This window comes from Vibrio kanaloae, assembly GCF_024347535.1.
GTDB lineage: Bacteria > Pseudomonadota > Gammaproteobacteria > Enterobacterales > Vibrionaceae > Vibrio > Vibrio kanaloae.
Map to the genome: position 1 here is coordinate 1271276 of NZ_AP025498.1, position 12279 is coordinate 1283554.

The window sequence follows — 12279 nt, forward strand, 5'->3', positions numbered from 1 at the left end:
TGATGAAATTTATCAATTACAAACATTTATCAGCAGTTAGCGGCGTCACAATGACTATTTTCCTAAGCGGCTGTGCAAGCGTGCCTACACACCCTATCGCTCAAAAAATTGACCAAGAGATGGTGTTGGTTGAAGGCGGAACATTCACCATGGGCTCAAACAGCAAGAAAGCAACCAAAGCTGAACGACCAGCCCGTGAAGTAGTTGTAGATAGTTTTTACATTGCGAAGTTTGAGGTGACTCAAGAACTATTCGAATCAGTGATGGGGTCGTCTCTTAGTTATTTCAAAAACCCACAAATCCCAGTTAACAACTTAAGTTGGCAACAGGCGAACTATTTCGTTGAGCAGTTGAATGAGTTAACAAGCGAAGAGTACCGCCTGCCAACTGAAGCGGAATGGGAATTTGCAGCGAAGGGTGGCAACAGAAGTAAAGGCTATACTTACAGCGGTTCCAATAGCTTAGGTGATGTCGCGTGGTACTCAGCAAACTCAAAAAACAGTGCTCATCCTGTCGGACTAAAAAAACCAAATGAACTAGGTTTATATGACATGACAGGAAACGTGGGAGAGTTTGTGATTGATGCCTTCGATGACACCTTCTACAGATTCGGTCCAACAGATAATCCAAACAATGCAAAACATAGTGACGTAGGGCTATCACATAAATCAGTGCGCGGTGGCAGTTTCGCCTATGACGCAAATGAATCTGAAAGTTACCGCCGTGATTTCGCAAGCCAGTCAATCACCATGTCGGACATGGGTCTGCGCCTAGTTAAAGACGCAGACTAGTTACAGGCGGATTAAAATAATTCAGTATTACACAGCACAACGTTAACCCGGATCTCGGCTGACGATAAGAACGTAGGAAATATTGCAAGCGCACTCAGTACGCGGAGCACACTATTGAAGCAAAGCCGATCTCACGTTCAGTAACACCATATGACATTGAACATATTCAAACGCAGTTCTTACTTAAACAAGGGCAGTCATCAGGAAGTACCAGACGGATGCTTGATGGGACAACTTCGAAGCGGATGTTATTTGAACGATAAGGCTCTCCGTCTAAATTAATCGGTAAAGGTTGAGTAAAATCGATATCAAGCCAACTCGTTTGAGTATGCACAATATACTTACCATCTTCATCAGGACTTTTTAACTCCTCAAGAACTTGCGGTAATTCTGACGCCACAAATGACTTAACTAATGTTAGATCCATTAAGCCATCGTCTATCAAAGCTTCAGGCGCAAGTGATTGACCACCACCGGCCAAGCGACCATTACAAAACGCACCAACCAGAATTTCGCCAGTAAAAGTGCCTTTATCTACGGTTAAGGTGCCGCTATAAGGCTTAAATCCTAACGCTTTCACCACGCCTGTTAACGTGTACGCACCGCCACCAAGAAAGTCTTTCAATTCAACAGGAGTTTCAGCGGTCACTTCAGCTCCAAATCCTGCTGCCGCTACATTCATGAAATAGCGGTCGTTAGCACGAACACTGTCGACCGCGAAAGTATTGCCTTCTAATGCGAGTGCAAAAGCCTCTGCAATATTACTCGGAATAGCCGTTGCAGTAGCAAAATCGTTCGCGGTTCCCATGGGAATAATCGCAAGTTGCGGCCTTTCACTCACTTGAAACTGGTTGAGCGCACTAACGGCCTCATTAACCGTCCCATCGCCACCAGCAACAATGAGCCGTTTCACACCATCGCATATTGCCTCGTTTACTAGACGATACATATCTGAAGGCTCCCAAGTCACTCTAACTTGTAGGTCGATATCACGGTCTCTTGCATCAAAAACCGCTTGTCTTAACTCTGGAGTATTGGCTTTCTTACCATTGAAAATCGCGCGAATGCTGTCCATGCTATGTCCTCTATAATAACTAATATAGTGCTAACTAACTTGATAACTCTTTTGCCGCCACTTTTATTTTATCACGCAGCCACTTATGGCTTGGCTCGTTGGTACGGCTTGGGTGCCAAATCATACACATTTCGAGGTCTTCCAACTCGAATGGTAAAGGCAGTATTTTGACATTGTACTTCTCTGAGAAACAGCGAACCGACGATATTGGCAGCATACCGATATAATCTGAGTTCTCAATGACTGGGAGCATCTCGACAACGCCAGCCGCTCGGTAAACTACCCTGCGCTGTTCTAATCCATCATAGTGTTCAGAACTTAACAAGCTTTTACGGGCGTGCCAGCGAGATACCACGACGTGACCAAGAGAAAGAAATTGCTCCATATTAATGGTGTCGCCAACCGTAGGATGATCAGCTCTGCATACAACCACCAGCTCCTCTTTAGAAATCACCTCATGCTTGAGCATGGTTCTTCCCTTTGGCGTCATATCAACAATCACATCGTGTCTTTGTAATCTTAAATCGGACTCGTAATCTTCAGTAAACAAGGGATGAATTTCCAATGCAATACCAGGCGCCACTTGACTAATTAACTGCATGACTCTTGGCATCATTTCGTAACTCGCCGCTGAGACGCAAGCAATTGAGAAGACGCGGCCTGAGGTTTTAGGGTCGAAGTCTCTTGAATCCGATAAAGTAGAAGTGAAGTTCTTGAGTGCGGCAGCCATTGCAGGATAGATATCAATAGCGAATGTGGTTGGCTCTACGCCTGATGTAGTGCGGTGAAACAGTGGCTCGTCATAGATATCTCGCAACCGTGCAAGCGCTTTGCTCACAGCAGGTTGGCTGATATCCATGCGACTAGCAGCCCTAGACAAGTTCTGCTCTTCATAGATAGCAACAAATATAGGAATTAAATTTAGCTCGGTATTTTTCATACAGTTCCATATTAAAGAAGCAGATTCCCCATAATAGAGAGCCTGCCGATCATGTTCGATGCGAATAACTAAAGGTTGCTACTTAGTTTTATTTTTTAAGTCTGGCAAGGCTTTAGGGATTTTCAAGCGGGAGAAAATCGAACGAGAATGGCTTGAGTTTAATTGGTCATTAGACAGGTTACTTAACCCTCTCCACAAACGAGTAAAGACGTTTTTATCTTCATACCCTTGCTGAAGTGCTTCGCTGTCTTCCACCCAACGTTTTTGTCCATTCAATTTACCAAGTTGCGCTTTACTCAGTTTCACTTTATCCAGCTCTAACTGAGTCGTTTCTGTTCGCAATTGACGGTAGATAAAGGTTCTCAATGCAGGCCAATTACCTTGCTTAAGCAAACGACGGAATACCAACCAACTCGGTGTCGGTCGGTTCTTGTAATAACGCTTCAAAGAAACAAATAACGCAACACACAACACTAATGCCAAACCAACGCTGATAAAGACCGACATATAAGCCTTGATGAAGGATTGAACAGTGTGTTTTGCTTCAAACACCTCGCCTTTTATGACAACACTTTCAAGACGTTGATTCTTGCTGTCCCACCACTGGAATGAGAAATCCGGTAAGGTAAATTCGCCACCTTGTTGAATAACATAAACCGTTTCTTCGACTCTGCTAGAACGGTAATCACCACGTTCTTGCGCATCGTCTAAACGGTTAGGCTGTGGGTAAGCTTGGAACTGCTGAGTGGACTCATTGGTTAGCACGTCTGGCAGCAACACAGAAAGGCTGTCTTTTGCCTTAATCGTGATAGTTCGAGTAATGGCATCGCCAACTTTTAGCTCGTCACTAGAACGTTGCCATTGCTGATCTACATCGACTTCTGTCGCAGAAAACCAAGGCGTTTCATTATCGAGTAAACCTGAAGGCAACGAAACTTCAAACTTAATCGGCTGCGTGTAAAGCGTGCCACCAACGTTTGAACCATCAGGAGCAGAAACTTGGATACGAACCGGCACGGTTGGAATAACAAACTCGCCAGAAGTCATCGGATAAAGCGTCACTTCCCAGCGTTGGCGTGACCATGTTGTACCTTCCACTCGCTCAGTGTAGTTGGTCGCAAGTTGATTTCGCTGCTTAGCAATAACGTTCGGGATTTCGATACTGCCAATTCGAGTGCCGCCTGTTAACCAGCGCGGTGTCGCCACCTCAATGTTCAGAATGACCTGCTCATTTACGCTGACTTTGGTCGGTGTTATCTTGTCGCCTGACTTCGGTTTTTCTCCGACCCAAGCAATCAGTTCAACATCACTACTCTTCTGCAGGTCATAAATATCAGCCGCCGAAGCAAGAATAGGAAAAACAGAACTGAATAGTAGAACCATCGACATTAGGAACGACTTCGTTAGTTTCAAAGAATCTGAGCGCCCTACCTTTACTTGAACCGCTTCAAGAGCTAAATCGTATCGACTCATTGTGCTTGCTCCTGTTTTGACGCCGGTTGCTGTTTTGGCGTCTGTTCGATAGACGGTGCCGGATTTCTTAACTGAATTTGGAACTTGGACTTCAAGAAGAACTTAGGATCCGCTTCGACGCGTTTTAACCACTTGTCGGCAAGCTCTTGGCTGCCCAAGATTTCATTGGCATTCAGCGTTTCCTTGAGCATCAATTCCGCTACCGTTTCTTCTTCGGCGCCATCACCCGTTCGCGGCTGATCGTCTTCGAGTTCTAAAGATTCTTCAGGGCCATCTGTGGTTCCAGACTGGCTTTCGCTGGTTCGGTTTACCTCTTCGACAATCCCGCTAAGCACTGCAAGGTTATTTTCCACATCCGTTCTTAGTTCTGGTGAAAGATCCTCTTTCTCGCTTAGGGATTTCAAAAGGTCTCGCGCAGCAAGGTATTCACGCTGCCTGGCTAACGCACTTGCCGCGTTGTACAAACCCAAGTCAGTTTTGGTTTGCAAAAATGCACTATGAGCGAGCTTAAAATCACGAGCATAGTAATAAGCCGCGCCCTTTCGCATTGGATCAGTAAAATGTTTGGCGGCTTGAAGGTACTCCTTCTGATTCAACAGGCGTTGACCTTGTTGGTCGGGCGTTAACCATAAATCCCACCACCATTGAGCGGTCTTATCCCAAGCTGTAAGCGACTCCACCACAACGGGTTTCTCAGCAGTTAAATTGACTGTTTTCGCCAAAGTGCTTGGTGAATAGATGCTGCCCGAAATCATCAAACCAACGACACACCACTGTACCAACCACCCTTTTCTGAACCACAACAACATGATGATCGCCATTGGAATAAGCAGGCCATAGCCCATGTCTTTCCATGGCATAGACGATTCACCGTTAAGTTGCATGTTTCTTTCAACCGCTTGATTCAGTTGTCGAATATCCGAATTGTCAACGGTCACCTCAATCACTCGACCACCTGTCTTATTTGCTAAATTGCGCAATGAATCGAGATCGACAGGGTTATCGCTCACCACATTGCTATTTCCTGCGGCTAGAATGAGCAACTGATACGGGTTGTCGTTAAAGAAGCTTTCGAACGCTCTGATGGTACTTGGATTCACACCATCTGATACCAACAACACTGACGAACCTAACTCACCAGACAATTGCTGATTGATGAGTGGCAACGCTTCTTCTGCTGATTTACCTGAAACCGGCATAATGTCGGGTGTGATAGCCGCAAGAAACGGTTCGAATACCTTGCTGTCTTGAGTGACAGGCATCGCCACGTGTGCGCTGCCTGCATAAACCACTAAGCCTGTATTACCGCCCTTGCGAGCTGCTAATAAGTCTCTAATCTTCTGCTTAGAGCGTTCCAAGCGACTCGGTGGTAAGTCTTTAGCCAGCATGGATTCACTGTTATCAAGCACAACCAACATCGACGCTTTGTCTTCACCAAAAGGAGAAGCCTCACGCTGCCATGTTGGGCCAGAACAGATAATGATGGCGATAGTTACAATCACCACCAATAGCTTCAATGGCAGCTGCTTACGCCAGCCTGTTTCGCCAATCGTCAAAGCATCACGTAAGTGTGCAGGTAGAATGTCTTTCCACGTTGGTTTGGTCTCTTCTCTCCAACGAACCCATAGCAGGAAGAACATCGGAATAAAGGCCAACAACCACAAAGGTCGGATAAAATGAAACTGGGTAAAGAACTGTTGCAGAGTGAGAGAATCAGGCATCACTCTCTCCTTTCAAATTCTTAGCCGAAGAAGCGAGCAGCGATCTTCGGCGTATCGTTGCCAAGCTGAATGCGGTCAAATACATCACAACAACAATCGCCATTAAGTAATGGTGCAGCCCCTGTTTAGGACGATAAGTGGTACTTTCATATAATTGTGGTTCTAGCTCACCAATCTGAGCGTAGGCTTTGGTCAGTTCGTCGCGGTTAAGCGCCTCAAAGGCTTCGCCACCAGACTCTTGAGCCACTCGTTTGATGGTTTCCATATCCAAAGCCACTTCACCAACGGTTTGTGGGTCACCCATAGCGATCACGTGAATACGAACGCCTTTCGCCTTCGCCACTTTGGCCGCATCGATCGGTTCAACAAAGCTGCCTGTGTCATTACCATCAGTTAGCACAATCACAACTTTCTCTTTCGCGTTGGCATCAATAGTTGAATCTTGAACTACTGCACTCTGCTTCTCACTCTGTTCGAACACCTTAATCGCTAAGCCAATAGCATCACCTAAATGTGTGCTTTGTCCTGCCATTGCCACGTCGGTTTGATTGAGTAGTTCAAGCCATACATCTTGGTCTGCGGTAAACGGCGTTTGCACAAACGCTGCATCACCAAATAAAATCAAACCGAGTCGGTCACCCTTTCGAGTTTTAGCAAAATCAGCTAACACCTCTTTGGTTGCGTCTAAACGCGAGATTTTATCCCCTTGTTGAGACGTAAAATCTTGTTCCGCCATTGAGCCCGATAAATCGACCACCACCATCACATCGCGACCTAATTGTTCACGAACTTGTGGCTCTCCTAATATGGTTGGTTTAGCTAACGCGCAAACCACGAGTACCCAAGTAATAATCAGCGTGGTGCGTTGCCACCAACTTGGTGTTAACTGGCTTGCCCCTTCGGATGGCGCTTCGCCTATTGCTTCCACCAACTCACTGAAAAATGGCACCTTAATGGCCATTTGTTTAGTGCGATAAGCAGGCACAGCCAAGTAGACCAACAAAGGCAATGGTAACGCGATAAACCACAATGGGTGCGCGAACTCAAAGCTGGCAGATAAACTATCAAACATTATCTCGCCCCTCTGTTGTCGCTTGTACATTCGGTTTTGTTTGTACATCGGGTTTATGAAGTTTTAACCACATCATCGCGGTTTGAATCACCTCTAAACGCTGTTCAAAGGTCAAACGCACCTTGGGATCAATTAAGCTTTGCATCCACAGCCCCGACACTTCATCGGTAAAGAAAGCATTACTCTTTGTACTCGTGCCAGCGTTAACAGGCAGATAAGCGTTCAAGCGATTTACATAGGCTTGACCAAACAACTTTGCATTGCTTCTGTCTAGGTAACGGAGTACCACTTTGAGTACCTTGAAGGTGCGTTCGGTTGAATTTTTGTCTCGAGCATCCAATACCATGAGCGCTTTAAGTGCTTCTTTACGATAACGATTGTTCCACCACCTTAACGCCAAGCGATAAGCCAGATAGAACGCGGCCAATAACAAGGCAACCCCGAGGATCTTCCAACCGATCGTTTGGGGAAACCAACTCACGCTGTCTGGAATCGTTACATCGCGCAGTTCGCGAAGGATATAAGTACTAGGAGGCGTATGTTCAACGGCCATTTAACGCCCTCCCACTAACTTTTGAAGCTGTGAGATATGAAATCCTGATGTGTCTAATTCGATATAAGGAAGGTTTTTCATCGCCATTAATTTAGCAAGAGATTGTTTTTGAAGTGCCGCTTTTTGAGCAAGGCTCTCGCTCGCAAGGTTAACCTTAGATTGGCTATCAAGATTGAGCTGAAAACGACCATCACCCACCACCCAGTTGGCGCTAGCGAGATCATGAGGCAGTGATTGTTCTAACGGATCGGTCACCATAATGGCAAGGATGTCGTTGTGCTGCTGTAGCTGCTTGAGTCGATCAAGATGTTGTTCTTGGCAATCACGCCAGTCGCTAATAAAGATTAAGGTCGACTGTTTTAGCCTCATACGCTTGATCAGTTCAATCCATTGACTGAACCCGACACCCTCGCTGTCACTCACACTGACACCTAAGCTTTGATTCGCTTTAGTAAGGTGTTTAAGTTGAGCGAGTAAATCAGACTGTGAGCGCTGTGCTTTGGTATGAAAGAGTTTTTGATGTGAGGCTAAAACGAAGCCGACGCGGTCGCCATCTTTCAGTACTCGCCATCCACACAATGCAGCGACTTCCGCCGCCACAACGGATTTCATGGTGTTTTGAGAAGCAAAGAACATCGAACTTCGCTGATCGACACAGATAATCACATTTCGGTCTTTCTCTTCGGTATAACTGCGAACATGAGGCTTACCCGTGCGCATCGTAACTTTCCAATCGAGATTACGGATATCATCACCCAATTGGTAATGACGTAATTCCTCGAAGTTTAAACCACGGCCACGGAACAGAGAATTATGTCGCCCCGACAATACACTGCCCGCCTTAAGATGAGGCAACAGAGAAAACGACTCAGCTTGAGCCTGTATTCGCACTAACCTTGAATAATCACAATATAAGCGAGGATCAAGGCCTTGTGATTTGGGAGCTTGTGTTGGCTTCGCCATGACGCCCCCTAATTATCCGATCTCAACATTATCAAGCAGTTCTTCAACCACTCTTTGATGGTCAACACCATCGGCCAATGCGTCATAAGAGAGTGAGAATCGATGACCTAATACGGTAGGTAGCATTGCTCGCACATCGTCTAACGTGACATGGTCACGTCCTTGTAACCACGCATAAGCGCGAGCACATTTATCCAATGCGATTGACGCGCGTGGGCTTGAGCCAATTTCAATCCACTTTGATAGATTTGATTCTGGGTAACGCTCTGGCTTACGAGTCGCCATCACCAAGGCCACAATGTAGTTTTCGACTAAATCAGAAACCGCAATATCAGGAAGTTGGCGACGAGCTTCAAGTACCAATTCAGGTTCAATATGCTGTGGTGTGACTAATTCTGAACTCGTCTCACTGCCTAGTTCTTCACTGCGCACCAATCGAATGATGTCGCGTTCCGCTTCGTCTTCTGGGTAATCAACCGTCACTTTCATGATGAAACGGTCCATTTGCGCCTCAGGTAGCGGATACGTGCCCTCTTGTTCAACCGGGTTTTGAGTCGCTAACACCATGAACAGGTCTGGAAGGATATGAGTTTGCCCCCCCACCGTGATCGTCCCTTCTGCCATAGCTTCAAGCAGAGCAGCTTGTACCTTTGCAGGCGCACGGTTCACTTCATCGGCTAATACAATGCTGTTGAAAATAGGACCCGGTTGGAAATGCAGTTGAGGCTTTCCATCAAGCTCTTGATACACTTCTGTACCGGTTACATCTGATGGCAGCAGGTCTGGCGTAAACTGAATTCGGCCAAAGCTCGTGTTCAATAAATTCGCTAACGACTTGACCGAGCGTGTTTTCGCTGTACCGGGAAGCCCCTCTAAAAGCACATGCCCATTAGTCAATAACCCTATCACCAGAGCCCGAACGACGTGGCTCTGACCGATAACACTTTTCTCTGTTTGTTCAATCAGTTGGTTAATTGCTTGTTGCGCATGGTTCATAAGTCTTCCCTTAATTCAATCTGGCTGCGTACATCCTACTCACAAGCCCCATAACTATTAGTTATACACGTGATAATTGTTCATCAGCGCGATAAGTTATAAACGTTATAATTGCTCATAAACGCGATAATTGGTTACAAGCGGAATAAGCAGCAAGCTCGATAGCCAAGCTCACCTCATCGCTTTATTTAAACCTAGCTTTCAATTGGTTAATGGCTTCCGGCTGTGCCACTTTGCTCAATGATGAAATACATTGCTCAAACGCCTTTGGTACGCCCGGTATATGGCTGTTTCGCGCCAACACTTCACACTGGGCATACAGGTGCTGTGGGTTGCGGCTAAATTGGTAAGCCTTATGCAGTGATTGACTTGCCGCAAGAACATCCGATTTTTCCAAAGCCAATCCGTACACATACCAATATTGAGGGTCGGTTTGTGCAGTTTCAGCGGCTTGTTTAAGGTAGTCCGTTGCTTGTTCGTAATCTTTCACACGAAGCAGAGACAATCCTGTGCTGTATGGCAAAACACTCGATTTAGGCTGAGCTTCAATACCTTGCTTCAAGGTCGATAACGCTTTTGCTTCGTTACCTTGCGCTCGATACAAATCCGCCAAGTTGGCGTAGCTGTTTTCGAAGTAAGGCTCAATCTCGATAGCACCTTGATAGAACTCAATCGCTTTATCGTGCTGACCTAAATCTCGGTAAACGTTGCCTAGGTTAGTACGCCCAAATCCTCTGTCGGCATTAAATTGCTGTATCTCAATGTACTCTTCCAATGCAGGTTTGATTTGGTCTTTCTGCAGAGGATTCATTTCTCCCCAATAACGCACTAATGCGCCTGCGGTTTCTGAACGAATCGACAATACCGGGTCTTTCAATAGCGGTTCTAGAATCTGCCAACGGTCAGTGAATGGGAAACCAGACGAGCCTTGTACCACACCCAAACGGATCATCTCGTCATCGTGTTTCACCGCTCTTGCCAGCGAAATAAGCGTATTCTTACCCGTATTACCGCCCAAACGTTCTAAGCTCGATGCTCGAATGATATTGCTTAAGCTGGAATCCTGAGCCGAATACGCCAACGCATCCTCTGCCCCTCGATGCCCTATGGAGTCAGCATAAAAGGCCACGGCAAAATGCTGCTGATTACGATACTTAGAATCTGGGAACCACTCACCGATTTGCTTATCTGCCCACTGGTCGGTTTGATCTGCATGACAGCTAGTGCACACGTTCGGCGTTTTAATGTGTTGGCTAATATCAGGACGTGGGATATGCCAACTGTGGTCACGCCTTGGGTCGACCTCCATGTAAGTCGTCTCTGGCATGTGACAAGTCGTGCATTGTGAAGCTTCAGTATTCGCCTCGTGGAAGGTGTGCTTTTCAGGCGTGTATTCAGAAGCAATGTGACATTGGCTACATACGGCTTCCTCTGCAATTTTTAATTCTGCGGTATGAGGATCGTGGCAGTTAGTACACGTGACGCCTTTCTCTGCCATCACTGATTGTAAGAAAGATCCGTAAACGTAATCTTCATCGTAGATTTTACCATCGTTGTGGTAAAGCTCTGGGGTAATCAAGCTCAAGCGATACTTATCAAAGAATGACCCGTTCACGTGGTCACCCGTTTCATTTAATTGAGTTCGTCGGCTGTGGCATTGAGCACAGGTTTGGACTTGGTTGGTATGGATGATGTCTTTTGGTTGCAGGGTTGAGTTGCCCTCTTGGTAGATCCACTCTTTCACCGACTTCGACAAGTCGCGATCAAAACCATAATGCGCCGAGACTTGAGCATCCTTTCCGCCGTTAGCTTTGGCTAGCTTGGCCTGCTCAACGTGCGCGCTTGCAGGCCCATGACAGGCTTCACAACCGACATTAATCTCGGACCAAGTAGTATTATAAGTATTGCTCGCGCTGTCGTAGTTTTTTTCTAGATTCGTTGAATGGCAATCTGCACACATGAAATTCCAGTTTTGACCGCTATTGGTCCAGTAGAATTCATCGGTGTTGGTGGTACCAGGATAGAGGTGAAACCAGCGTTGACCGCCTTCGCCTTCAGTGCGAGAGTCCCAAGCAAAAGGAATCAACTGTACACGGCCGTCTTCAAACTCAACCATGTATTGTTGAAGAGGTTTAAAGGCAAAAGTATAGCTGATTTTGTAATCTTTGAATTGGCCGTCTGGCCCTTCGATATTGACCCAGAACTCTTCGTCTTTGCGGAAAAATCGGTTGGGTTTACCTCCATAAATGACTGTTTGATCGTTGAAATCGCCTAATACAGATTCATCTGTAGCGTGCTTCATCGCCATATCATGATGAGAACCCTCCCACGCTTCGACTTCTTCACTATGACAATCAACACACGCTTCCGATCCGACATAGGTGGCTTTAAAGCCGATAGGTAAAACATCAGAGCTAGCGTCTGAAGCTACAGAACTGAGCTTTGAAGCCTCAGTGTTGCTATTAGGATCTTGTTCGCCGGCATAAGCGTTCAAACTGAACAGCGACAACATCAATGGAGACAAAATTGCGGATAATACTGCGACTTGCTGGTGTTTCAATCCGTTTACCAGTAAGCACAACCATGCAGACATAACATTCCTTGTTTTTATACATCCCTATGCTTAATAAGGTAGACGCAAAAACAACGAATTTACAATTATTTAGTGGCAGTGAGCACGATAGTTGTGACTCAT

The 12279-nt window shown here is 46.0% G+C and carries 10 protein-coding genes; 1 reads left to right on the top strand and 9 read right to left on the bottom strand.

Annotated elements, in window-relative coordinates; all coding sequences use genetic code 11:
- Positions 1-2 precede the first annotated feature (2 nt).
- Positions 3-791 (top strand): formylglycine-generating enzyme family protein, encoded by a 789-nt coding sequence (locus tag OCV24_RS19855; protein ID WP_077681536.1) that lies wholly within the window; start codon positions 3-5, stop codon positions 789-791.
- Positions 792-957: 166 nt separating this feature from the next.
- Here OCV24_RS19855 and yegS read toward each other — a convergent pair whose 3' ends face one another.
- The 9 genes from yegS to OCV24_RS19900 form a co-directional block, all read right to left on the bottom strand.
- Positions 958-1866: a lipid kinase YegS gene (yegS, locus tag OCV24_RS19860; RefSeq protein ID WP_017058431.1), complete on the bottom strand. Its 909-nt coding sequence runs from the start codon at positions 1864-1866 to the stop codon at positions 958-960.
- Between the two features lie 34 nt (positions 1867-1900).
- Positions 1901-2806: a LysR family transcriptional regulator gene (locus OCV24_RS19865; protein WP_017058432.1), complete on the bottom strand. Its 906-nt coding sequence runs from the start codon at positions 2804-2806 to the stop codon at positions 1901-1903.
- Positions 2807-2884: 78 nt separating this feature from the next.
- Positions 2885-4279: a BatD family protein gene (locus OCV24_RS19870; RefSeq protein ID WP_136998151.1), complete on the bottom strand. Its 1395-nt coding sequence runs from the start codon at positions 4277-4279 to the stop codon at positions 2885-2887.
- Positions 4276-6000, bottom strand: a complete 1725-nt coding sequence (locus tag OCV24_RS19875; protein ID WP_150879221.1) for a vWA domain-containing protein — start codon at positions 5998-6000, stop codon at positions 4276-4278. The genes OCV24_RS19870 and OCV24_RS19875 overlap by 4 nt, the downstream gene beginning before the upstream one ends.
- Positions 5993-7072: a vWA domain-containing protein gene (locus tag OCV24_RS19880; RefSeq protein WP_077681539.1), complete on the bottom strand. Its 1080-nt coding sequence runs from the start codon at positions 7070-7072 to the stop codon at positions 5993-5995. Before OCV24_RS19880 ends, OCV24_RS19875 begins: the two co-directional genes overlap by 8 nt.
- A complete protein-coding gene (locus OCV24_RS19885) occupies positions 7065-7625 on the bottom strand; it encodes a DUF4381 domain-containing protein (RefSeq protein WP_077681540.1) in 561 nt (186 codons plus the stop codon). The genes OCV24_RS19880 and OCV24_RS19885 overlap by 8 nt, the downstream gene beginning before the upstream one ends.
- Entirely contained in the window at positions 7626-8588 is a 963-nt protein-coding gene (locus OCV24_RS19890) for a DUF58 domain-containing protein (RefSeq protein WP_150879220.1), read from the bottom strand.
- Positions 8589-8600: 12 nt separating this feature from the next.
- Positions 8601-9584, bottom strand: a complete 984-nt coding sequence (locus OCV24_RS19895) for an AAA family ATPase (protein WP_017060007.1) — start codon at positions 9582-9584, stop codon at positions 8601-8603.
- A 184-nt stretch (positions 9585-9768) separates the two neighbouring features.
- Positions 9769-12177: a tetratricopeptide repeat protein gene (locus tag OCV24_RS19900; protein ID WP_150879219.1), complete on the bottom strand. Its 2409-nt coding sequence runs from the start codon at positions 12175-12177 to the stop codon at positions 9769-9771.
- Positions 12178-12279: the final 102 nt, after the last annotated feature.

Bases quoted from the DNA above. Each gene is read 5' to 3' on its own strand.
- OCV24_RS19855 (WP_077681536.1), top strand. From the start codon at position 3: ATGAAATTTATCAATTACAAACATTTATCAGCAGTTAGCGGCGTCACA.
- yegS (WP_017058431.1), bottom strand. From the start codon at position 1,866: ATGGACAGCATTCGCGCGATTTTCAATGGTAAGAAAGCCAATACTCCA.
- OCV24_RS19865 (WP_017058432.1), bottom strand. From the start codon at position 2,806: ATGAAAAATACCGAGCTAAATTTAATTCCTATATTTGTTGCTATCTAT.
- OCV24_RS19870 (WP_136998151.1), bottom strand. From the start codon at position 4,279: ATGAGTCGATACGATTTAGCTCTTGAAGCGGTTCAAGTAAAGGTAGGG.
- OCV24_RS19875 (WP_150879221.1), bottom strand. From the start codon at position 6,000: ATGCCTGATTCTCTCACTCTGCAACAGTTCTTTACCCAGTTTCATTTT.
- OCV24_RS19880 (WP_077681539.1), bottom strand. From the start codon at position 7,072: ATGTTTGATAGTTTATCTGCCAGCTTTGAGTTCGCGCACCCATTGTGG.
- OCV24_RS19885 (WP_077681540.1), bottom strand. From the start codon at position 7,625: ATGGCCGTTGAACATACGCCTCCTAGTACTTATATCCTTCGCGAACTG.
- OCV24_RS19890 (WP_150879220.1), bottom strand. From the start codon at position 8,588: ATGGCGAAGCCAACACAAGCTCCCAAATCACAAGGCCTTGATCCTCGC.
- OCV24_RS19895 (WP_017060007.1), bottom strand. From the start codon at position 9,584: ATGAACCATGCGCAACAAGCAATTAACCAACTGATTGAACAAACAGAG.
- OCV24_RS19900 (WP_150879219.1), bottom strand. From the start codon at position 12,177: ATGTCTGCATGGTTGTGCTTACTGGTAAACGGATTGAAACACCAGCAA.